Source organism: Collinsella sp. LCP21S3_A9 (assembly GCF_052118785.1).
Classification (GTDB): Bacteria; Actinomycetota; Coriobacteriia; order Coriobacteriales; family Coriobacteriaceae; genus Collinsella.
Genome location: NZ_JBQKGN010000026.1, coordinates 1 through 22925, shown reverse-complemented (window position 1 = coordinate 22925; position 22925 = coordinate 1). Strand labels below are relative to the sequence as shown.

Genomic DNA, 22925 nt, shown 5'->3' with positions numbered 1-22925 from the left:
GTAAGGGCTACCGCACGGGCCGATACTCAAAGCCCATTGTGGCATCCCGAGCCCGCGAAAAGAAGCTGCGCCGCGGGGGAGGCGACCCAAATGGCTTTCTCATATCGTCTTGTTGACCTCGCATGGGGTCGAACCCGAAAGGGCACAGACGCTTTACAAGTCGAGCCTGCCCTCTTGGGTACGCCGAGCTGCTGCTTCATTTCCGCCGTGCTTCTGCCGCCGAATAACGCTTCATCGCCCTTCGACTTGATGATCGCGAATCCTTTGGAGTCCACGCCGCGTTTGAACGCAATTCCCGAGAGCTGTTTCTCTGAATCGGATAGCGAGTGGCGCGCCTGCAAGCGCTGAATCTCTGCGAAGCGCTGTTCTATGAGCTCTTGGCGGCGCGTCTGCACGGCAAAGTATGCCTGGGCGAGCGCGATCTCTGGCTTGTTTGAATCTCCGTTCTGTGCGATTAAATAGCATGCATATCGAGTAAGTTTGTAGTCTTTAACCGCGCGAGCGGCGACACCGGCTGTTCCCATTTTCGTGGTATCACGAAAATGGGAATCAACTGGAGTTTTGTTTGTTTCGCACGAGACTTTTGCCCTCTTAGCAACTTCGGCGAAGTTCTCCCATCGAGTGTACCCCACGGGTTCCATTAAATCGCGTGCGAGCCAATACTCAACGCCGTCTTCCACATTGGCGTAGCTATCAAGTTTGACACGCTACTTCTCGATATCACGACTGTCCATATCTCCTCCCCGCTGGTCTATTGTCTGTGCGGGTTTTGCCTGCTCTGTATTAAGAATAAGGATACGCTGCCGTGCGGACACGAATGGACCCCGTGCCACCTCGAGCTCACGGGGCCCATAGATATCGATTAGTTGTGTTCTGCTTTAGATGAGTGTCCAGTTTAGTCCGCTCGATAGTGCGATCCGAGGCTTTCGGTCCGTTTGCGCATGGCTTTGACCATTTCCTGTGCTAGTTGAATCTGCGATTGCAGGCGGGCGAGGGCTGCGATTTCGCTGTCCTGGGCTTTCTGCGTGCTCAAGGTCGTTGCCTCCGTCTTCAAGCCCTCAAGCTCGTGAAGTGCCTTGGATAGGCCCCCTTCGGTTCTGTTGATCATACAGTAGGTGCTCATCGTGTGCTTAAGGCCGCGGGTCAGGCGCTCGGCGTCTGTTGTGGTAATGCCATGCTGGGGGAGGGCGACATCCGCCTTTGGGGCCACCTCAGGTGCATTCTGTGCTGCTTGGGCTGCCGAGGCGCCCGCGATGCGCCCAAACACGATGCCGTTGGCGCTTGACAGGCCACCAATGCGATCGGCCCCGTGCATGCCGCCTGTCGCCTCGCCGCAGGCATAGAGGCCCTCAACGCCCGTGTACGCGGTCTTGTCGATTTTGATGCCGCCATTGGCGGCGTGGGCATACATCGCCACACGCATCTCGTCGGTCGGCGCGATGCCGTGCTCGTCTTGTAGCCAGGTGGCAAAGGTCTGCACAAACTCCGGGACGTCCTCGCGGGGGAAATCGTAGTGGAGCGCCAGACCTTCGGTACCCGCTTGATCGATGGCAAGATCGATGGCGCGGGAGGCCAAGCGTGAGGTGAAAGGACCATATCCGGAGCGCTGGTCAAGCAGATCGTCCAGCTTGTCGTCGGCAATATCGACCGGCTGGTCTACATGTACGTAGCGCCAGGTCTTCTCGTTAAAGACAAGGTTGTGCTTGGGCTCGATGAAGCCCGGCATCATCTGCATGAACTCTATATTAGTGAGCGTTGCGCCGTGTGCCAGCGCGATGGCCTGCGAGGAGCTGAGCACGTCGGCGGAAGTGAGGCTTCGCTCGAACAGGCCACCCGTGCCGCCCGCAGCGATGATGGTGGCCTTGGCTGCCATAGGCACGAGATGCTCGTTTGCGCGATCGTAGAGTACGGTGCCGATAATCTTTCCGGTCGTGTCCTCAACAAGATCGATAAGCTCGTGGCGGGGGAACAGGCGAATGCCGAGAGACTTGATCTGGGCCGTACACGCGTCCTCAAGGGGCTTGCGGGTAAGGCCGCGCCAATTGCGTGTCTTATGGTCAAAGCAGGGGATAAATTGCTTTTGCCGGGCGCTCTCGGCGCTTTGCGGACGCTGGAGCTCAACACCTAGATTCTGCTCGAGCCATTGGATGGCCTGGGGAATGCCGTGGACGAACGTCTGGACGAGCGTAGGGTCGGCGACACCGCCGCCGACGGTCTGGACGGTGTCGATGAGGTCCTGCTCGTCGGCCGCGTCGGTGGGGCCAATAAGGCCAAGGCCCCAGGTGCCCGGGAAGAAGCTCGATCCGCTCATGGTCTTGCCGGCGCTTGCGACGGCAACGGTCGCGCCCGCGCGTGCCGCTTCTATGGCGGCACAAAGGCCCGCAATGCCAGATCCTATTACCAGTACATCAGTCGATTCCATGGGATTCCTTTCTCGTCCGGCGCATTTTCGCATGGGTGATCGGCAATGAGGCCGAAAAGACTCGGCAAATCGGTAAAGGGCAAATATGGCAGATGGGCGTTATGGACGCTCTGACGCTCCATCTCATCACATCTCGTATTTCGTCCCAACTGATATATCGGCATTAGCAACCCTGCGGCAGTGCAAACAAAAAGAGCCGCTACCCGGGTGGATAGCGGCTCCGAAGCTCAACTATATGAGCATCGCGCGGGCGCGATTAGGCCTTGAGGGCCTCCTCGACGGCGACAGCGCAGGCGACAGTGGCGCCGACCATGGGGTTGTTGCCCATGCCGATGAGACCCATCATATCGACGTGCGCAGGCACGGAGGAAGAACCGGCGAACTGGGCGTCGGAGTGCATACGGCCCATGGTGTCGGTCATGCCGTAAGAGGCAGGGCCGGCGCCCATGTTGTCCGGGTGCAGGGTACGGCCAGTGCCGCCACCAGAAGCGACGGAGAAGTACTTCTTGCCAGCCTCGATGCGCTCCTTCTTGTAGGTGCCAGCGACGGGGTGCTGGAAGCGCGTGGGGTTGGTGGAGTTACCGGTGATCGAGATGTCGACGTTCTCGTGCCACATGATGGCAACGCCCTCGCGGACGTCGTCGGAGCCGTAGCAGTTAACGGCAGCACGGGGACCATCGGAGTAGGGGATGGTCTCGACGACCTTGAGCTCGCCCGTGTAGTAGTCGAACTGGGTCTTCACGTAGGTGAAGCCGTTGATGCGGGCGATGATCTGGGCGGCGTCCTTGCCCAGACCGTTGAGGATAACGCGCAGCGGCTTCTTACGAGCCTTGTTGGCGTTCAGAGCCAGGCCGATAGCGCCCTCAGCGGCAGCGAAGGACTCGTGGCCGGCCAGGAAGGCGAAGCACTCGGTGTCGTCGGAGAGCAGCATAGCGCCCAGGTTGCCGTGGCCCAGACCGACCTTGCGGTCCTCGGCGACGGAGCCGGGAACGGTGAAGGCCTGGATGCCCTCGCCGATGATGGCGGCAGCCTCAGAAGCGTTCTTGGCGCCACGCTTGACAGCGAGAGCGCAACCGAGGGTGTAGGCCCACTCGGCGTTCTGGAAGGCGATGGACTGGGTGTTGTTGACGATCTCACGCGGGTTGAAGCCCTTGTCGGTGCAGATCTGCAGAGCTTCCTCGAGGGAGGCGATGCCGTTGTCGGCGAGGCACTTGTTGATCTTGTCAGCGCGGCGCTCGTAACCTTCGAACGTAACAGTCATAGTTATTTCCCTCCCTTTCTACTCGTGAACCGGGAACACGCTGGCGACGGAGTGAGTCTCCTCGTCGGTGCGCGGGTCGATGTACTTGGCAGCGTTCTCCCACTGACCATAGTGGCCCATGGCGCCAGCGATGGCCTCCTCGGGGGTCTTGCCGGCCTTGACGGCGTCGGTGAACTTACCGAGGTTCAGGAACTCGAACGCGATGATCTCGTTCTTGTCGTTGAGAGCCATGCGGGTGACGTAGCCCTGAGCGAGCTCGAGGTAACGAGCGCCCTTGGCCTTGGTGCCGAACATGGTGCCGACCTGAGAGCGAAGGCCCTTGCCGAGGTCGTCGAGGGAGGCGCCCACGGGCAGGCCGCCCTCGGAGAACGCGGTCTGGCTGCGGCCGTAAACGATCTGCAGGAAGATCTCGCGCATAGCAACGTTGATGGCGTCGCAGACAAGGTCGGTGTTGAGGGCCTCGAGGATGGTCTTGCCGGGAAGGATCTCGGAAGCCATGGCAGCAGAGTGGGTCATGCCCGAGCAGCCGATGGTCTCAACGAGGGCCTCCTCGATGATGCCGTCCTTGACGTTCAGCGTGAGCTTGCAGGCGCCCTGCTGAGGTGCGCACCAACCCACACCGTGCGTAAGACCGGAGATGTCGGAAATCTCCTTAGCCTGGACCCACTTGCCCTCCTCGGGGATGGGTGCGGGGCCGTGGTATGCACCCTTGGCAACGGGGCACATGTTCTCCACTTCCTGTGAGTACTGCATGCCTCTCCTCTCTATCGTATTGGCGTCCCGTCTGGAGGTCGTGGCTGGTGATTGCCGGGCGACCCTTCGAAAGGGACATGACATGCAGCCCCTATAATACCGCGAAATGCACGGAATATTCGGCGAACGGCGCAGTTTTCGTAACGAGAAGCGCGGAACTTTCAATTGAAACGATTTAACAAGCTTGGTTGCGGTTATGCGATACGTTTTAGGGGGTCAGTTCTGGTCAAGTTATTGGTTAGTTCTTGCCCCTGTTGCGGTGTCTAGCCTGTGGTTATGATGCCATTCGCCGTCGGTGTGCCGCCTTTTACCGTCGACGGGTGCCATTTTGCGTGAATGTTTTGATGGCACGTTTCAATCGTGATGTATTGGACGGTAAGCAGGTCCCGGCGAAGGGAGCGCCATGCAGCGTGTTTGGAAAACGATCACCGGTTTTTACCATGTCTGTGCCCGCGGTATGGGCAGTCAGCTGATCTTTGAGAGCGACGAGGACCGGTGGGAGTTTTTGGAGCTGATGCGCGACTGCTGCCGCGATGCCCAGGTAACGATTGTGGCGTGGTGCCTCATGGGCGACCATGTGGATCTGGTACTTCTGGATTATGAGGACAACATGAGTGCAGCCATGCAACGCCTGCTGTTGACGTATGCTCGTCGGTTCAATAAGCGTACCGGGCGATCGGGCTGCCTGTTCCGGGAACGTTTTGAGCGCTGTTCGCTCGATACCGACCGGCAGGTGATGGAGGCTGTTCGCTCCGTTCACGCCGATCCGCAGGATGCGGGCATCAACCTAATTGAGCGTTATCCCTGGAGCAGCTTTGCGGAGCATCTGCGCGTTTACGACGGTGACGAGGCAGATGCTACGAGGGGATTTTCCGATCCTTCTTGCGTGCTTGAGCTTTTTGGTTCTGCCAAAGCCTTTATTGCCTATTCGCTTTCGACGCCCGACGGCGGCGATCCGGCGATGCGCGATTTGGTAGAGATGGAGTTGGAGCGGCGCGTCTTTGCCGATGAGTTGGCGAAGGGATTCGGGGTTGCGCTCCAGAGGGTTAAAGCGGCGCCGCCGGCGCAGCGCAATATCGTTATTCTTGGCTTGCACGATGCTGGTTTTACGGTGCGCCAAATTGAGCGGTATACGGGGATAAGCAAAAGCACCGCTTCTCGTATTGTGCGCGCCCGTGCTCGAACGGCGGTGCGGACTGATGACAGCCTGGGATAGGGCTGTCTGCCCACTGGGACCATCATTCTAAATGCTTGGACGTTAACTACACTTCTAAATATGCATAGAATGATTGCCGTCTTGCATAAAACAATAGCTCAGTCCGGTTTTGCCCGTGCCTACCCCCGTCCACGCCGTGCAAAAAGCGGAGTTTTCAGCATCGTAGTGCTGTCGGAACTGCTATAACCTTGCAACTTGCGGGCCCCGAGACAATTATTTGTCTGCCAATACGCCCCGAAGCACGCGTTTGCGTCCCCGTAGACCGTAATGCCTGTTCTAAAACGCAATATATACGCGCCCGAAGGCGCTAATTTATGCTCGTGATTTGTATGCACATAGCTTGGCGTGCTGAATACTCGCAAAAATGCACGCCGCACCCTATGGGACCCGTCTGCGGCAGGCAGGAGGCGAGCCGGAGCCTAGTAGGACGGTGCCTGGCGCTTTGCTCGGCGTGCCCCGTGGCCCTGTGGCAAGCCTTATGTACTGTGAAAAACGCTTGTGCTTGCGGTTGGCCGTGCGATAAATGACAGATTGGGCGCCGGAAGCGTGGCTGCGCGTGCGCTCGTTATGAAAAAGCCGAGCCGCCCGTATCGGGCGGCTCGGCAATCAAAAACCTTGGATTCGGGGCATCCGTTACTGGTTAGCCTGACCCTCGAGCATGCCGTCGAGGGTGCGCCAGGCGAGTTCGGCGCATTTGACGCGGGCGGGCATGTGTGAGATGTCCTGGAGCTGAGCGGCCTCGTCTAGGTCTTCCAAGTCTTCCTCGGAGAGCTCCTCGCCACGGATCATGGCGAGGAAAAGCTCTGCCAGACGACGAGCCTCCTCGACCGTTTCGCCCGTGATGAGGTCGGCCATGATGTCGGCGCTGGCCTGGCTGATGGCGCAGCCGTGCCCGGTAAAGGAAGCCTCCTCGATTACATCGTTCTCGACACGCAGCTGCAGGGTGAGCTCATCGCCGCAGCTGGGGTTGATGCCGTCGTGTTCGTGCGTGGGGGCATCCATCTCGTACTTGTAGTCGGGGTGGGAGTTGTGCTCCATAAACGTGGTGGAGGTGTACAGATTACCCATTGAACGTACTCCAAACGTGATACAGGCCGGCGATGAACTTATCGATATCGGCCTTGTCGTTGTAGAAGGCCACGCTGGCGCGGCAGCAGGCAAGGTTCTCGACGCCCAGCCAGGTGAGCAGCGGCTGCGCGCAGTGGTGACCGGCACGGATGCAGACGCCGTCCATGTCCATGATGCTCGCGACGTCGTGAGGGTGGATGCCCTTGACGTTAAAGCTCACGACTCCGTGGTGGTTGTCCCAATAGATGGAGCCGATGATCTGGACAAAGTCGAGCTGCATGAGCTCGCCCATCAGGTAGTGGACGAGTGCCTGCTCACGGGCCTGGATGTTTTCGTAGCCCACCGTGTTGACCAGGTAATCAAGCGCCGCGCCCGTGGCGAAGATACCGGCGGCGTCCTGCGTACCGGCCTCGAACTTCTCGGGGACGGGCGTCCAGACGGCGTCCTGCTCGGTGACCGAATCGATCATCTCGCCACCGGTAAGCATGGGCGGCATGGCGTTGAGCAGATCCATCTTGCCCCACAGCACGCCGATGCCCATGGGGCCCATGGCCTTGTGCGCGCTAAAGGCAAAGAAGTCGGCGCCCAGATCGGCCACGTTGACCGGCATGTGCGGCAGCGACTGCGCGCCGTCGACGACCAGATAGCCGCCGTACTTGTGCACGAGCTTGCCGAGATTCTTGACCGGGTTCTCGACGCCCAGCACGTTAGAGATCTGACCCACGGCCAGAATCTTGGTCTTGGGGCCCACCTTGGATAGAACCTCCTCAGTCGTGAGCTGACCGGTCTTGGTGGGGTAGAGGTAGACGAGCTTGGCGCCGGTCTCGCGGCAGACCTGCTGCCACGGAATCAGGTTGGAGTGGTGCTCCATGATGGTGATGACGACCTCGTCACCGGGCTCGAGCACCGTGGGCGCAAAGCTCTTGGCGACCAGGTTGAGCGACTCGCTCGTGTTGCGGGTGAAGACGATCTCATTAGCCTGGGAGGCGCCGATGAGGTCGGCGATCTGCTGGCGCACCTTCGCGATGGCCTCGGTGGCCTCGACGGACAGCGAGTACAGGCCGCGCAGGGGGTTGGCGTTCATGCGCTGGTAGAAATCGCGCTCGGCGTCGAGCACACAGGCGGGGCGCTGCGCGGTGGCGGCACTATCGAGGAAGGCGATCTCGGGGTGCTGTTGGAACAGCGGGAACTGCGCCTTGTAGGGGTTGGTCTCGATGTCGACGGTAGGCCAGCCGCGCGAGGCCTCGTCGCTGGCGTCGAATTCCATGGGCTCGGGGGCAGTACAGGTATCGCATTTAACGTGCTCGGTGTCAATCATGCGAGCTCCTCCTCAAAGTTATCGATCAGGTTATTGCCCAAGCGGACGACGGCGGCGCGGATGCGCTCGTCGGCGGCGGAAAGTGCGGCGTCCTCCAGCTTGGCACGGATGAACAGGTCCTCGGCGGCATTTTGGTCAAGGCCGCGGCAGGCGAGGTAGAACAGCTGCTCGTCGCGGACGTGGCCGATGGTGGCGCCATGGTTGCCGGCGACGTCGTCCTCGTCGCAGAGGATGACGGGAACGGTCTTGTTGTCGACGCCCTTGTTGGCCAAGAGCACCGTCTCGCGCTCGGTGCCGACAGCACCCTTGCAGCCGTGCACGAGGTCGATGGTGCCGCGGTAGACCTTCTTGGACGTGCCGGTCAGCACGCCGTTGGCATCGATTTCGCACTCGGTCTTGCGGCCGCGGTGGCGCAGCTCGTAGTTAAAGTCGCGCACCTGCTGGCGGGCGCCCAGGTAATCGGTATCGATGGTCACCTTGGCGGTATCGCCCAGCAGGTCGCCGGCAAGGCCGGTGGCGCTGGCGCCAGCACCCAGTACGGTGTGCTGCACGTTGACGCGCGCGCCCTCGTCCAGGAACAGGCCGGTGTCGTCGAGCGCGATCCAGCTGTCGTCGAGCGTCTGCGTACAGGCAACGTTGACGGTGGCGTACTCGTGAGCGCACACACGCAGCACGGAGCCCACGACGCCCTCGCCGGTAACGGGGGAGTCCAGGGCGATCTGCAGGTTGAGCGTTGCCTGCGGGCGGGCGACGACATCGATGGCGGCAATCGCAGCCGCGGCGTCGACGCCTCTCACGCGTACGGTGACCGTGGCACGGCCGTAGGCGGGCACATCGATAACGATGTGCTTGGTGGCATGGTCGGCCAGATAGGCGTAGGCGGCCTCGCCCATGCCGGTCTCGAAGGCCTCGGCGGGGGAGAGTTCCTCCTCGAGCTTGATGGCGCCGGCCTGGTAGACGGAAGTGGCGGGCACGTCGAGCTCGGTCTCGGGTGTGATGCGGGCGCGGTCGGCGGCGTCGCCGGGGGCTGAGGTGCGTCGCTCGGGGAAGCGCTCGGCCATGGCCTCCATGGCGGTATCGAAGGCTTCGGCCGCGCCATGGATCTGCTCGTCCAGGCCTTCGACCTCAATGGCCTCGGCGGGAGCGGCGGCAAGCTCGTCCGAAAGCTCGAGCTTAGTCTGGTTCATCTTGAGCCAACCCCAAGTGGCGGCCGGCATCGCATTGACGCCCCCGATCTCCTGCAGCACGCCGTCTCGGGGCTCCGACCCTCCTCGCGTACCTTTAGTACGCGTCGTCGGGCTCGTCGCTCCCGATACGTCGCACTGCAGAAGCTCGGATGACGTAAATGCGTTCGGCGTGTTGGTGGTCTGTTTCATTATCCGATCGCTCCTTCCATCTCGAGCTTGATCAGGTTGTTCATCTCGACGGCGTACTCCAGCGGCAGCTCTTTGGAGACCGGGTTGGCAAAGCCGTTGACGATCATGGTGCGGGCCTCTTCCTCCGAGATGCCGCGGCTCATCAGGTAGAACACCTTGTCGTCGCCGATGCGGCCGATAGTGGCCTCGTGGCCGATGTCGACATTCTTGGCGCGGATGTCCATGGCGGGGATGGTATCGGAGCGGCTTTGGTCGTCGAGCATCAGCGACTGGCAGCTCACGGTTGCCTTGGAGCCCTCGGCCTTGGGAGTGGCCACGATGGAGCTGCGGAAAGTCTGGATACCACCGCTCTTGGAGATGCCCTTGGTCTCGACGGTTGCCGAGGTATCGGGCGCGTTGAGCACGACTTTGCAGCCGGTATCGAGGTTCTGGCCGGCGCCGGCAAAGGTGATGCCGGTAAAGCTCGAGCGAGCGCGGCGGCCGTTGAGCACACTCATGGGGTAGAGGTAGCCCACGTGGCTGCCGAAGGAGCCGCTGATCCACTCGATGTCGCCGTCCTCGTCCACGCGCGCACGCTTGGTGTTGAGATTGTACATGTTCTTGGACCAGTTCTCGATGGTCGAGTAGCGCAGGTGTGCACGCTTGCCCACAAAGAGCTCCACAGCGCCGGCGTGGAGGTTGGCCACGTTGTACTTGGGCGCGGAGCAACCTTCAATGAAGTGCAGGTCGGCATCGTCCTCGACGATGATGAGCGTGTGCTCAAACTGGCCGGCGCCCTTGGCGTTGAGGCGGAAGTAGCTCTGCAGCGGAAAATCGAGCTTGGTGCCCTTGGGCACGTAGACAAACGAGCCGCCCGACCATACGGCGCCATGCAGGGCCGCAAACTTGTGGTCGGTGGGCGGGATGAGCGTCATAAACTTCTCGTGGATGAGCGGCTCCCACTGCGGGTCGTGCAGGGCCTCCTCGATGCCGGAGTAGACGATGCCCATCTTGGACGCCGTGTCCTGCATGTTGTGGTAGACGAGCTCGGAGTCGTACTGCGCGCCGACGCCCGCCAGGTAGCTGCGCTCGGCCTCGGGGATGCCCAGGCGCTCAAAGGTGTTCTTGATGTCGTCGGGCACCGACTCCCAGTCGTGCTTTTGGTCGGTGTTGGGCTTGACGTAGGTGACGATGTTGTCCATGTCCAGGCCCTCGATGGAGGGGCCCCACGTCGGGTCGGGAAAACGGTTGAAGATCTCGAGGGATTTTAAGCGCAGGTCGAGCATCCACTGCGGCTCGTCCTTCTTGGTGCTGATCTCGCGCACGATGTCGGGCGTGATGCCGGCGTCGAGGCGCTCGAATCCCTCCTCGCCATAGGTGAAGTCGTAGAGGCTGCGGTCGATGTCCGCGACCTCGGTGCGGTTCTTGGTCATTGCGTCGCCCCTTTACGCCTGCTGCTCGGCAGCGACGGCCTCGGCCTGGGCGCGCTGCTCGGCGGCCTCGCGCTCGAAGGCCTCAAAGCCGTTCTTGTCGATCCAAGGGATCAGCGAGGCGTCGTCCTCGCGCACGATGTGGCCCTTGACCATAACGTGGACGCGGTCGACATCCAGGTGCTCCAGGATGCGCGTGTTGTGCGTGATGATGAGCATGGAACCGTTGCAGCTCTTGCGGTAGGCGTCCATGCCGTGGCTGACGGTGGACAGGGCGTCGACGTCCAGGCCGGAGTCGGTCTCGTCCAGGATGGCGAGTTTGGGCTGCAGCAGCAGAAGCTGGAGCATCTCGACCTTCTTTTTCTCGCCGCCCGAGAAGCCTACGCCCAGCTCGCGGTTGAGGTAAGCGGTGTCCATGTTGAGCTCGGCCGCGAGCTCCTTGACGCGACGGCGGAATTCCTTGCCCTTCATCTCCAGGCCGGGGCGGCCGGCGATGCTGGCGCGCAAAAAGCTCGACAGCGGCACGCCCGGGATCTCGACCGGAGCCTGGAAGCTCAGGAACAGGCCGGCGCGCGAACGCTTGTCGGTGGTGAGCTCGGTGATGTCCTGGCCGTCAAAGACGATGCGCCCGTTCTGCACGGTATAGACGGGATCGCCCATGACCAAGTGGCCGAGGGTGGACTTGCCGGCGCCGTTGGGTCCCATCAGCACATGGGTCTCGCCGGCGGCGACGTTGAGGCTGACGTTGTGGAGGATGGTCTTCTCGTCCACGGAGGCGGTCAGACCTTCGATGGAAAGCAGCGGATTTGCGCTCATGCTGTCCCTCTCTGTTTATGGTGTACTCATAGGTGTACTAAACCCTAGGAATCTTCTCGGAATAAAGTTACTATGGGTTCGGCGTTAGTCAAGGGAAAACCCGACTAATCCACTCGACTTTTCAGATGTGGGACATAATAGTCGGGATCGTCTGTCCCACACGCTTGGCATCGGGGGCAAACTCTGCTGATGATTTTTTCTCAAGCGCACCGGGAGGGTAGGTATGCTCATTTCTTCTAAGGGCCGCTATGCCCTCCGTTTGATGATTTATATCGCGGCGCTCGGTGACGCCGAGGGCAAAATCGCCCTGCGCGAGATTGCCGACCGTGAGCATATTTCGCAAAAGTATTTGGAGCAGCTGGTCCGTCCGCTTATGAAGGCGGGCCTGCTCAAGAGTGTGCGCGGCAAGGGCGGCGGCTACATGATGGCCGTGGACCCGGCCGAGGTGCGAGCCGGCGATATACTGCGCGCCGTCGAGGGCAGCACGGCGCCCGTCGCATGCGATGGCATCGATAACAACTGCACTCGCAGCGATCTGTGCTCTACTGTGAAGTTCTGGCGCGGTCTGGACGACGTGATTGAAAAGTACGTCGACGGCGTGACATTGGCCGACTTGGCGGCCGTGCCCGAGATTAACTTCGATATCAAGCTGTAACTCGAGCGCAATTCCTTAAGATTTCGCGGAGGGCGTTACCGTTTGTCGAGTTGCTGTTGTACGACATCGGTCTTGCTGCGATACTTAAATCTATCTTTGCAAACTGCACTTTAACTACACCAATGCAAGGAGGATCTTATGCAGCCCAAGCATTCTGCGATTGTTGCCGGATTGACGCTGGCTCTTTCGTTTGGCGCCGTTGCCGCGCCCGCGCCCGCTGCTGCGGATGAGCCCACGCCGGGCGTTGCCTCGGATGCCACCGATATCGATAAGGGCCTTTATACCCAGCAGTCTTTCTCGGGCGTGCTGAGGTCGGTCCAAGGTGTCTCGTTTGTCAATGTGACCAGCGAGATGAAGTACTTTACCAAGTATGAGAGCCACGGCAACTATAACCAGGGCTTTTCGTACGGCGATGGTTACAACGCGCTCGGTTACTACCAGTTCGACCGACGCTGGTCGCTCGTCCCGTTTATGAAGCAGGTCTATAACTACAATCCTGCCAAGTACGGCATGCTTAAGTCTGCAATTGACCGCGGGAGCGATATCTCCAACGCAAGCAACCCCATGTATTCGAACGGTCAGCTGACGGAGCTGGGCCGCATTGCACAGGAGGCCTTCCAGGGCGCCTATAACGCCGATCCGGCTGAGTTCTCGGCGCTGCAAGATTCATATGCATACAACTCCTATTACGCGGTGACCGAGGCCTGGCTCAAGAGCGCGCTTGGTATTGATATCTCTGGCCGCGCCGATTGCGTCAAGGGTATGGTGTGGAGCATCACCAACATGTGCGGCACCTATGGCTGCCAGGACTTTTTCCGCTGGGCAAATCTTACAAACGATATGACCGACCGTGAATTTGTGACGGCGCTTTCCAGCAGCGTGGTCAATAACGTTGCCCGTAAGTACTCGAGCCAGCCGCAATATCACGAGGGCTGGAAGAACCGTTACAAGAACGAGCTTAAGGATTGCCTGGTCTATATTACCGAGGACGAGGCCGCGGCGACGCCGCCGGTCGAGCCTGAGCCCGAGCCTGAGCCCGAGCCTGAGCCCGAGCCTGAGCCCGAGCCCGTGACTCCGGCACCCAGCCAGGCGCCCGCCGCTCCCGTTGCTCCCTCTGGGTCTAGTGCCGATACCAATGGTGCTGACGAGGATACCGTCGATGCTCCTTCGAACGATGCCGGAGCAAGCGACGGAAATGGCGATGTCGCTTCGGCCGGCAGCGCGGGGTCTGCCTCGCCTTCGAATTCCGCAGATGCTGCGGCAGGGTCTGGTTCTTCCGCCAGTGGATCGACTGCCGGTTCGAGCGACTCGTCGACGAATGACAAACCCTCTGCGAGCGAACAGCTTGGCTCCATGTTTGGCTCCTCGCTGATGTCTGGCATCAACAGCAGCTCGTCTTCCAAGAAGGATGGCTCCGACCAGGGCGCTACGGAAAAGACCGAGGATGCTAAGGGCGATTCGAAGGACGAGGGTTCTAAGGAGTCCGATTCCGACAGGGGCACGGAAGTCGACGGTGCGGAATCGAAGGATCCCCGCCTTGGTAAGGATGGCAAGCACGCGGACGACAATGGGTCCAAGGGCCTGGTTGATGATGGCGCCGACCAGAACCAAGGTAAAACCAAGGTTGCGACTTCCTCAGCCACGACGACTGAGTCCTCTAAGGGCAGCATGCCCAAGACGGGTGACTTGATTTTGATGGCGAGCCTTGCCAGCGCGAGCTTGGCCACATTGGGCGCTACGTCTATTGTGAGCGGTAAGCATAAACTTGATCAGCAAAACAAAGACGCTGCGGAGAAAGACGCCCAAAAGTAGGCTCTCAGCGAGCGTTTTGCCTTAGCGATTCAAATAGGGGCCCGGTGCTATCGCACCGGACCCCTATTTGTTGCGAATCGTTTTGTTATGCCCCCCTTATGGAGTCATTTCTACCGTTACCCGAATCATTTGTTGAACAATAAAAATGTTATCAAGATGGTCGCTAAAATGGCATCGTTATTCTAAAAGGGGAGATAAAACGGTGTCTGAACAGGCAATGTATGATATTGATAACACCTTTGGCGTGAAGTTGCTCAATCCCGGCGGAAATGCTGTTCTGCCGATTGATATTCATGATTTTGCCGACGCCGCCGATCATTGTGTTTTAGTTGATAAGACCATGTTTATTGCCGATATCTTAGATTGCGAATCGACTGTGGCGCTCTGTTGTCGGCCTCATGGTTTTGGCAAGAGCATGAACCTCTCCATGCTCAAATGTTATCTGGAGCGTCCTGTGCCCGGCTCGTCGAGCGTGAATCTGTTCATCGGTAGCAAAATATGGGACGCAGAAGATGGCATCTATCGTGATGAGTATGCACGCTATCCGGTCATTGCTTTGGATTTTTCTACTTCCTCCTATCGAGGCGCCGATGCCGAGGCCGCCATGCGCGATGTCGTCGCTCGTGAGTGCGCTCGTCTGTTGCCGCTGCTGGACGTTCCCGATTTAGCGCGCGGTGACGTGCGCCATATCGAGCGCGTAGCGCGCGGTGTTGCCGGTTCTGATGAAATCGATTCGGCTCTTGGGGTGTTAATCGAGCTCCTCCGTATGGCATGTGATGAACAGGTTGTGCTGCTGGTTGATGGGTATGACGCGGCGTTTACGAATCATATGCAGGCGAAGGGCGCCTATGGCTCGTGCTTTGTCGAGTTGCTTGACCGCCTGCTCTTTGAGGGCATTGTCTCCTCAATCGATTCTTTGCGGCTGGTTTGCTTGATGGGGGAGCGACCCGGCCCCGCACAGGCGGCATTTGCGCATCGCAACTGCCCGTATTGTTTGGCTTCGCCCTTGTCGAGCTGGTGCGATCGCCGGTTTGGTTTTTCGGATGCCGAAAACAGGGCACTGCTAGATTACACTGGCCAGAGCGACAGACTGGATGGCGCGCGTGAATGGTTCGAAGGCTACCGGTTTGGCGGGTTCTATTGTTCGAACCCGACGCGTGTGGTTGAGTTCTTGGCTCGGGGCTGCCTGCCGCCAACGCGCTTTGATGTATGTTGCTATGCCGATTGTCTGAACGAGACTGTGTGCGCTTGGGATTTAAGATGGCTTGCGGCAATGTTTGATTTGCTTAATCCGTATGGCTGTGTTGAGGCGCCGCTGTGCTTGGACGCCGTGAAGCCTGATGCCGGGACAGCGGAAGGTATTTGGACCGATTTGTATTTGAGTGGACTCCTGACGACAGATGCGACTGATCGCCAGGCGGACGGCAATCTGCCCCGCGCCCTGCGCCTTCCCAATAACGAGCTCCGGCATGCGCTGCGTCTTGTGATTATCGAATGGTTCGAGTGCGCTGCCGAGAGTGCCGAGACTATCGACGATTTCCAAGAGGGTCTTTCCCGCGGAGACGAGCATGCAGTTAGGCGAGCTTTGGGCGTAATTATTAATGACTTGGGCGTCGATGGAGACGAGTCGGATTTGCTGCTGGCTTTTCGTTTGGCACTGCAGGGTCTTTGTTTTGGGTTGCCTGGGTATGCCGACCCCGTTACAAAACGAACGCACGGTTCGGAGTTTGGGGGTTTCCAGGTGTTTCCGGCCGCCAATACCCTTGATGCGGCGGATACACTTGGCATATTGGATAGCCGCCCGCTGATCTCGGTCAGCATGCTGTACGACCCCGATGTCGATGCGTTGGGCCTAGAGCTTCTGTCGGTACAGGCATTGCTCGATATCGAGCGGAGCGGTCTCGACGACATTCGCGTGCCACGTCCTGCCGTGGGCCGCATGCGCTGGGGGTTTGGCTTTGATGGACAACGAGTTGCCGTCGCATGTCAGAGGTTATAGGAGGGCCGGCTTTACTCGGTTTCCTTCATGGGCGGCATGGGCTTCCAGTTGGGGTCGCGTACGATCTTGCGGGCATCCTTCATGCCACGGCGCAGCGCCGGAATGCCGGTCTTAAAGCACTTGTCGACGGCGGCAAGGCGGATAAACTCCTTGCAGAAGGTCGCCACATTGCCCAAACGGAACAAAATGGGGTGGTAATCACCGTAGATCTGCATGTAGCGGGCCAAGTAGCCGCGGTTACGCATGATGTAGTAGCGATTGGTGTCACTGGTGGAATTGAGCTGACGCTTACCGGCGATATCCCAGTTGGAGACGGCGCGGGCGCGCTTAAGCACCACATCGGCGACTACGACGGCAGGGAAGTGTTGGCTGGCGACATAGCCATAGCAGGCGTCGTCGCCGTAGATAAAGAAACGAGCGTCGGGCAGGCCGATCTTGTCGACAACACGGCGTGAGAACAGGCCTCCCTCAAAGCACAGCTGGTTCATGGCGCGGTAGCCCTCGGGGCCCAGGTCCCACTTAGCGATGGGGTTGGGGATGCCAAGCGAAAGGATGAGCTGGTACTGCCAAAAGAAGGCGCCGCCGTCAAAGTCCAGGCGCGAACCCTGGATGACATCGTAGCGGTCGGTCCACTTGGCCAGGCGCTCGATGCCCTCCGGGATGACGAGCACGTCGTCGTCCATCACCCAAAACCACTGGGCGCCCAGATCGTAGGCGCACTTGGTTCCGGCGGAGAAGCCGCCCGCACCGCCGCCGTTTTCGAGCTGCGGGGCGTAGATGACGCGGTCGGTGCCGCCCTGCGCGTCGGGCTGATCGGCGTCGATGCCCCACAGGTTGGCGAGGCGCTCGTTAAACGCCGCGCACATGGCCTTGGTCTCGCGCGAATTCTCGTTGTCGACGATCACGATACGCCACGGCGCGGCCGTGAGCTCGGTCATGGAGTCGAACAAGTTGGCCAGAAGTTCCTGGCGTTTGTACGTGACGACGACGATGGCGAGCTTGTCGATGGGAGCGGGGAGGGTAGAAGTCATGAACGAGAATATCCTTTCGCGTGGGCAGCATATCGGCCCTGCGGAATAAACAACGTGTCCCATGGGACACGACTATTGTAAGCGTAGGCGGGCGCCCGCGGGTAATGTTCCGCTAATCACCAAGAACGTTTGCTACAAGCCTGGTTGACGTGTGGCGAGATTTCAAGCGCGCATTGTGGTATTACGTAGGTGCCGATTCCTGTGGACGCGATCTTTCTGTTTGGATGCCCTGTGAATAAAACTCGTTTAGCTTCCTTTGCCGATAGCCTTCCCGTCAAGGTCATGTTGCTGTTTTTGGTTTTTCAGGTCGCATTTGTCCTGAGCAATACCGGGGCGAATTGCCTGCCGAGGCCCGTTATCGAGTCACATGCGCAGGGTTCGGAGTCCTCTGGCCTGTTGTCTGACATGTATGTCTACGACCACCGTGTTGCAGCTGGTCCTGTTTGCTTTGATAACAATCGCTTTATCATTGAAGTCGCACAGCAAAAGGACCAAGGTTCTCCGTTTAAGACGATGACTGTTACCGAGATTGATGACGTTACGAAAGCTGGCGGGATTACGCATCAGCAGTACTACCGGTATTGGCATGGATGGCAGCTACTTACGAATGTCTGCCTGTTTATTGGTGGTATCGACGTTGTCGTGGTGCCTGCGGCCGCTCTGGCGATTGCCGGCTCCGCTTGCGCTTACGTTGCCTTGCGGAAGCGATTTTCAAAGCCATTGACGTTGGGGTTCCTTACAATCCTGCTGTTCTCGACCAATCTGTTTTTCAATTTTATCGGTGATTTGCTGCTGTGCATCTCGTTCTTTGTGGCGCTCATCATGATGTCTTGCATGAGCCTTCGTTTGGGCTCGGCCCCGAACGCACGGGTTTTCACAAGCCGCCTTGTCCTTTGGTCGATAGCGACGGGCGCCGTGTTTTCGTTTCTTGACTTTTTAACGATTCCTGCCGCAGTTGTCGCCCTGCATTGCTTTTTCGCCTTCATTGCGCTCCCCAAGGGTGAGCGCCCCAAGCGTTGCGTCGTCACGATGCTGCAGGCGCTCTTTGGGTTTGGGCTTTCGTTTGTGTTTACCTGGGCGATGAAATGGGTTGTCGCGGCATTTGTGCTGGGCTGGGACGAGGTCTTTTCGAACGTTCTGGGCGAGATGGGCCTTTGGTCTGCGCATGGGACTTCGTCACTGTTGCCCCAGGCTGACTGGCCTCAGATTTTGAAGGCGTTTTATTACATGAGCCCGCAGCTGTTTGCCATTTGCTCAACAGCTGGTTATGCGACGATCTCGAACGTCGTTTGTCTTGTTTCGTTTGCTGCCGTATTGGCGATTTGGGTTGCCGTGCTCGTTTGCTCGATACGGGGCGGCGCGCAAGGCGGTCGTCGTCGAAAGGTGTTGATCCAGGCGCTGCTCATGGCACTGCCTCTGGTTGTTGTTCTGGGTTATTTCGTTGTTATGCATGACCATGCGATCGTTCATATTCCGGTATTTGGCTGCAAGAATTGGGCGATTGTCTTTGCGATTTTATTTGTTTCGGGTGTAAGCGCGCTTCGTGGTCTGAGGAGTCAGAAGGTCGCTTAGCCGTTCATACGGGCCTTGATGGACTCGACTACGGCCCTGCGTACGATATCCATGAGGAGCAGGGCAAGCGCGAGGCAAAGGCTCATAAGGATTCCGAGCAAAATGGCGGCGGCTGGACGGGGCTCTCCCGTTTGGATGCCTGTCGCCATGGTGTAGATTGCCTTGTCGAAGATGGGGCGCCAGACATTGCAGGTAAACGATTGTACGGCGTAGAAAGCGAGTGTTCCTGCGGCGAGAGACACGATTGTCTTATCTGCGGCTGAGGTTTCGTGGCGCGGCTGATGGAGCGCTGCGGCGGCAACGGATGCGGCGGCCAAGATAAAGGATATGACGGAAGTGGACTTGAAGGAGAGCTTCCAGAGCGCGTCGTACTGGCTATTTGCCGATAGCAGAAGCTCGAGCGCGATGGTGGCGGCAACGAGTCCGATGAGTACGATCTTGGATTTTTGAGCACCGGATGCGTTGCCGTGGCATTCGAGGACAAAGCGCATTTCTCCAGCTGCAATAAACGCGACCAGGTAGGTAACGGCGCTCATGAGTTTGCGCCACAAAATGATACCGGCCGCTTCGTTTGCCGTCGCCGCGATGTAGCAGTTGATTCCAAATGTTGCGAGCACAAGAAGCGCTACGTCAAACGGGACTCTTTTGCTGCCGATTCGCTGTCGTATCAGCGCAATCACTGGGACAAGCAATACGGAGACGGCGTAGACCCAGATAAACTCGATGCCCAACGTGAGCCACCCAATCTCATGCAGCGAGATTTCTGGTAGGGGATAGACGTACATCGAAACAAACAGGCAGGTGGCGCAATAAAAGAGCGTGGGCAAGACGATCTTTTTGAGGCGATCAAGCGATTTAAGCGTGAGACCCTGCGCGGATGAACCGTTTTGGAGGGCGCGTACCGCCGAGGGAATAAGGAAGTATCCCGAGATCATAAAGAAGACCTCGTTGGCCCAACAGCCCAGTAGATTAATGAACCCTAGCAACCCCGAATAGGGAAAGACGGCGAGCGGCGCATATTCCGGTAGACCGGCGCAGACGGCTTGAAAGGTCCACTGAAACGTGTGGAATATCGCGATGCCAGCAACCGCGATTAAGCGCAGCGCTTCGATGGAGGTATTTCTGCTTGCTTTGCTGCCCATCAGATTATTTTCCAGCGCGTGCGTTGTATGAGCTAAAGTGCGATGTGATCATTTTTAGAGTTTGCTTGGGCCCCTTGTTCCATACGTTATACAAGCCCTCGCCCACGAGGTCCTTGGCGTATGCGCAGTAGCTGATTTTTGGATTGGCGATGCCCATATACTCGGAATAGAGCTTTTTGGCCGCGGGCGTAACGCGAGGATTGGCAAATACCAGCTCTTGTGGCATGCGCTCGAACATCTTGTGGATCGCCCGCTCGATTTCGGGGTGCCCCTCAATTCCGGTGTGCTCGATCATGATGCCCATATAAGTGAAGCCGCGTGTGATTTGCGGTGTCCAAACGGCAGGGTCGGTGACGTTGAGCCGCTCAAGAACATCGACCATGTCATTCCAGCGATTAAACGGCATCAAGGGGTCACGCTTGGCCAGAGCGGCCGCCTTTTCGGGTGTTTCCTCGCGATAGCAGTAATACGGCTTGGGCCAGTAAGCGATCGCCTTTGCCTGGCAGAGCGTTTCGACAAGGAATGGATTGTCGGCCCAGCCTGCGCCGGGGATTTCCTTAAACCAGACATTGTTTTGCATCAGGAAATTGCGACGATAGATTGCCGACCAAATGGACGGATGGTGGGCCAGCAGGTGTGGAGCGTCGTGAATGGTGAACGGTTGCCGAGGCGGTTTAATGCGACCGCGATATGCGCAATGTAGCTTGACCTCTTGGGGGGTATCGGGGTTGCGAATGATCCAATACGGGGTCTCAATAATATCGAGCTTGTTCGGATCGCCAAATTCGCGCTTGGCAAAGGCAAGCATGTCGGAGTACATTCCGGGCTCGATCCAGTCATCGGGTTCGAGGATGGCAATCCAGTCGCCCTTTGCCTCGCGAATGCCCAGATTGCAGGTTGCGCCGTAACCCTGGTTTGCCTTATCGATCACTCGAACGCGCGAGTCGCGCGCAGCGAAATCTTGCATAATGGCGAGCGAGTTGTCGGTGGATCCGTCGTTGATGGCGAGGATTTCCAGCTCGATATTCTTTTCGTTTAATAGGCTGCCTATAGCCTGAGAAAGATACGGCTCGGCATTGTAAGTAGGCACGATTACGGTCAGCATTCAAACACTTTCTCTAGGCGATTTGGAAGAATTATACCTAATTGCGTTTGCAACGGTTTTAGTTGCGTTTGGGTGAAGGCAACGGTAAGGGTTGCTTATTTAGCAGGTGACCAAACGAGCCGGGACTATCCGTTCGTGCCATCTTGATTCAACAGAATTCCTTTCTATGACAATTGTTCAAAAGAAGAGATAGTTGATGGATAATATCGCAACATGGATATTCATTTTGACTGGGGATTCAATATGAAAAAGGTTTTACGTGTTGCAACTTCTTTTTCTTTGGCTGCTCTTCTGACATTTTCGTCATTGATGAGTCCTGTACTTGCTGCTTTCGGGTTGAACGAGGCACAGCCCACTGAAGCTATGACGAATGTGGCTTCTGCAGGCGATGACGGAGTGGCTGCACTCGGTGACGATGTTGAAGGCAGCGAGGCTACCGTCGACCAATCACCGGTTGAAGGGGATGTTGAGGCTATCGACTCGTTGATCCAAGGCGCAACTGAAAGCGATGTCAAGACCGATCAACAGGTCGATTCGGTCGAGTCGACCTTCCAATACGTTTACCTGGCCTACCCAAGCCTTCCCTCTGGAGCTGATCAGGTCATTGCTTTTGCAACCCCTAATGACGGCGAAGTTCTTTCCTCTGCTACGCTTGGCTATGCGAGTGCCAACGGCGTAAAGGGCTCTGTCGACGCGTCTTCTATGGCTGATAATTCTGCCGCCTTTACCTTTGGCGCAAAACTCGAAGCTAATACTTATTTCCTCACATCGATTTCGTATTATCTAGAGGGAGATGGGACTGAGCATAAAATCGATCTCTCTGATCGAGATTATTCATTCACCGTCGTAGATAGCTCTATGAACTCCGAGGGCACATCTGTTTATTATGCAGATGGGGACGGAAATGCTGTTGAGGCACAGTCTATTCAGCAGGCGTTGGAGTGCGCCGATTCTCCGGATGGTGTTTCTACTTATGCCGCTCGCTCTGCTCGCAACGTTAGCGTAATTGCTCTCGATGCTGGTCACGGTGGATCTGACCCCGGTGCACAGGGCAATGGCAAAAGCGAGGCCGATCTTACCTGGAAGATAGTGACGGCATGCAAGAATAAGCTTGAGGCATATGGCTTTAAGGTCGTTCTTGCTCGTGAACAATACGGCAATTATTCCGGTAATGATTTTCTGTATCGCGTCCAGCGCTGCATTGATCAGGGCGCGCAAGCATTCGTGAGCTTTCATATCAATTCCGGTCCTTCCGCCGCTCATGGCGCTGAGGTTTACGCTCCCACCGCAAATGGATCAGACTATACGCAGGTTTCTGTTGAGCTTGCCAATAAGGTTATGAATAACCTTGCTGCTATGGGTCTTACGTACCGCCGCGTTGTACAGATGCAAGTGGGAGATGAGTTTGCGGTAATCCGATGCGCCCGCGAACAGGGGATCCCTGGCATTTTAATTGAGCATGGCTTTATTTCGAATTCCGGCGATGTCGCTAATTACTTTTCCGATGACGGCTGTCGTCGTCTTGGCGAGGCTGATGCCGCTGCTATTATTGCGCAGTTTCCGCACCCTTATTCCATTGATGGAATTACATTCTCTGAAGAATTAGGGCGTGCTGGATCTTCCATTAAGATTGGCGTGAATGTTACCGGTAAGACCGATGGTCTTAAGTACAAATTTGTTTGGCATAAAGTTGGAGCCGATTGGAACAGCTCAAATTGGGGTGTAATTGGTCAAGATTTGACCAGCCCGTCTGTTACTTGGACTTTGCCGCAAGCGGGTGAATACGAAATTTATGCCGATGTTGTCGACTCCAATGGTTATATATCGAGCACTTCTAAATATAAAGTAGTCAATTGGTCCGTCGACGGCCTCGACGTCTCCGGCGAGGCGCGCTCCGGCAAGCCGCTCAGGCTCCAGGCCAGGGTCTCCGGCGACACCGACGGCCTCAAGTACAAGTTCGTCTGGGAGAA

Annotated in this window: 18 protein-coding genes; 6 read left to right on the top strand and 12 right to left on the bottom strand. The window is 57.9% G+C overall.

All coding sequences use genetic code 11. From position 1 onward, the window contains the following. Positions 1–26: 26 nt before the first annotated feature. The 4 genes from ACTQ05_RS08655 to ACTQ05_RS08640 form a co-directional block, all read right to left on the bottom strand. A complete protein-coding gene (locus tag ACTQ05_RS08655; protein WP_441538872.1) occupies positions 27–680 on the bottom strand; it encodes a BRO family protein in 654 nt (217 codons plus the stop codon). A 215-nt stretch (positions 681–895) separates the two neighbouring features. Next, positions 896–2422 (bottom strand): FAD-dependent oxidoreductase, encoded by a 1527-nt coding sequence (locus ACTQ05_RS08650; RefSeq protein ID WP_441538870.1) that lies wholly within the window; start codon positions 2420–2422, stop codon positions 896–898. Positions 2423–2678: 256 nt separating this feature from the next. Next, positions 2679–3683: a GGGtGRT protein gene (locus ACTQ05_RS08645; RefSeq protein ID WP_154518278.1), complete on the bottom strand. Its 1005-nt coding sequence runs from the start codon at positions 3681–3683 to the stop codon at positions 2679–2681. An 18-nt stretch (positions 3684–3701) separates the two neighbouring features. Next, positions 3702–4436, bottom strand: a complete 735-nt coding sequence (locus ACTQ05_RS08640) for an iron-sulfur cluster assembly scaffold protein (protein WP_006235554.1) — start codon at positions 4434–4436, stop codon at positions 3702–3704. A gap of 403 nt (positions 4437–4839) precedes the next feature. Here ACTQ05_RS08640 and ACTQ05_RS08635 point away from each other — a divergent pair, with 403 nt between their 5' ends. Beyond that, complete coding sequence (locus ACTQ05_RS08635; RefSeq protein ID WP_441044702.1) at positions 4840–5652, top strand: transposase; 813 nt, start codon at positions 4840–4842, stop codon at positions 5650–5652. Positions 5653–6285: 633 nt separating this feature from the next. Here the strand turns inward: ACTQ05_RS08635 and sufU are convergent. The 5 genes from sufU to sufC are packed head-to-tail and all read right to left on the bottom strand — an operon-like array spanning position 6286 to position 11639. Continuing rightward, on the bottom strand, positions 6286–6720 hold the full coding sequence (gene sufU / locus ACTQ05_RS08630) for a Fe-S cluster assembly sulfur transfer protein SufU (RefSeq protein WP_441044703.1): 435 nt from the start codon (positions 6718–6720) through the stop codon (positions 6286–6288). Next, a complete protein-coding gene (locus ACTQ05_RS08625; RefSeq protein ID WP_441538868.1) occupies positions 6713–8038 on the bottom strand; it encodes an aminotransferase class V-fold PLP-dependent enzyme in 1326 nt (441 codons plus the stop codon). The genes sufU and ACTQ05_RS08625 overlap by 8 nt, the downstream gene beginning before the upstream one ends. Beyond that, the gene (locus ACTQ05_RS08620) at positions 8035–9414 is read right to left on the bottom strand and encodes a SufB/SufD family protein (RefSeq protein WP_441538866.1); all 1380 of its coding nucleotides are present in this window, start codon (positions 9412–9414) and stop codon (positions 8035–8037) included. Before ACTQ05_RS08620 ends, ACTQ05_RS08625 begins: the two co-directional genes overlap by 4 nt. Further along, on the bottom strand, positions 9414–10826 hold the full coding sequence (gene sufB, locus ACTQ05_RS08615; protein WP_441538864.1) for a Fe-S cluster assembly protein SufB: 1413 nt from the start codon (positions 10824–10826) through the stop codon (positions 9414–9416). Before sufB ends, ACTQ05_RS08620 begins: the two co-directional genes overlap by 1 nt. 12 nt (positions 10827–10838) lie before the next feature. Further along, entirely contained in the window at positions 10839–11639 is an 801-nt protein-coding gene (gene sufC, locus ACTQ05_RS08610; protein WP_441535725.1) for a Fe-S cluster assembly ATPase SufC, read from the bottom strand. A 223-nt stretch (positions 11640–11862) separates the two neighbouring features. Here sufC and ACTQ05_RS08605 point away from each other — a divergent pair, with 223 nt between their 5' ends. From ACTQ05_RS08605 to ACTQ05_RS08595, 3 genes are all read left to right on the top strand, one after another. Further along, positions 11863–12294: an RrF2 family transcriptional regulator gene (locus tag ACTQ05_RS08605; protein WP_154518293.1), complete on the top strand. Its 432-nt coding sequence runs from the start codon at positions 11863–11865 to the stop codon at positions 12292–12294. Between the two features lie 138 nt (positions 12295–12432). Then, on the top strand, positions 12433–14106 hold the full coding sequence (locus ACTQ05_RS08600; protein ID WP_441535726.1) for a hypothetical protein: 1674 nt from the start codon (positions 12433–12435) through the stop codon (positions 14104–14106). Positions 14107–14308: 202 nt separating this feature from the next. Next, positions 14309–16105 (top strand): AAA family ATPase, encoded by a 1797-nt coding sequence (locus ACTQ05_RS08595; protein ID WP_441535727.1) that lies wholly within the window; start codon positions 14309–14311, stop codon positions 16103–16105. An 11-nt stretch (positions 16106–16116) separates the two neighbouring features. Here the strand turns inward: ACTQ05_RS08595 and ACTQ05_RS08590 are convergent, their stop codons facing one another. Beyond that, on the bottom strand, positions 16117–17136 hold the full coding sequence (locus ACTQ05_RS08590; protein WP_441535728.1) for a glycosyltransferase: 1020 nt from the start codon (positions 17134–17136) through the stop codon (positions 16117–16119). A gap of 201 nt (positions 17137–17337) precedes the next feature. On the opposite strand from ACTQ05_RS08590, the gene ACTQ05_RS08585 reads away from it, so the two are divergent. After that, entirely contained in the window at positions 17338–18708 is a 1371-nt protein-coding gene (locus ACTQ05_RS08585) for a hypothetical protein (RefSeq protein ID WP_441538862.1), read from the top strand. On the opposite strand, the gene ACTQ05_RS08580 is transcribed toward ACTQ05_RS08585, so the two are convergent. Both ACTQ05_RS08580 and ACTQ05_RS08575 read right to left on the bottom strand, forming a co-directional pair. Then, a complete protein-coding gene (locus ACTQ05_RS08580; RefSeq protein ID WP_441538860.1) occupies positions 18705–19850 on the bottom strand; it encodes an acyltransferase family protein in 1146 nt (381 codons plus the stop codon). The genes ACTQ05_RS08585 and ACTQ05_RS08580 overlap by 4 nt on opposite strands. Before the next feature lie 4 nt (positions 19851–19854). Next, a complete protein-coding gene (locus ACTQ05_RS08575) occupies positions 19855–20955 on the bottom strand; it encodes a glycosyltransferase family 2 protein (RefSeq protein WP_441538858.1) in 1101 nt (366 codons plus the stop codon). 213 nt (positions 20956–21168) lie between these two features. On the opposite strand from ACTQ05_RS08575, the gene ACTQ05_RS08570 reads away from it, so the two are divergent. Continuing rightward, the coding region (locus ACTQ05_RS08570; RefSeq protein ID WP_441538857.1) for an N-acetylmuramoyl-L-alanine amidase at positions 21169–22925 on the top strand (1757 nt) is incomplete at its 3' end.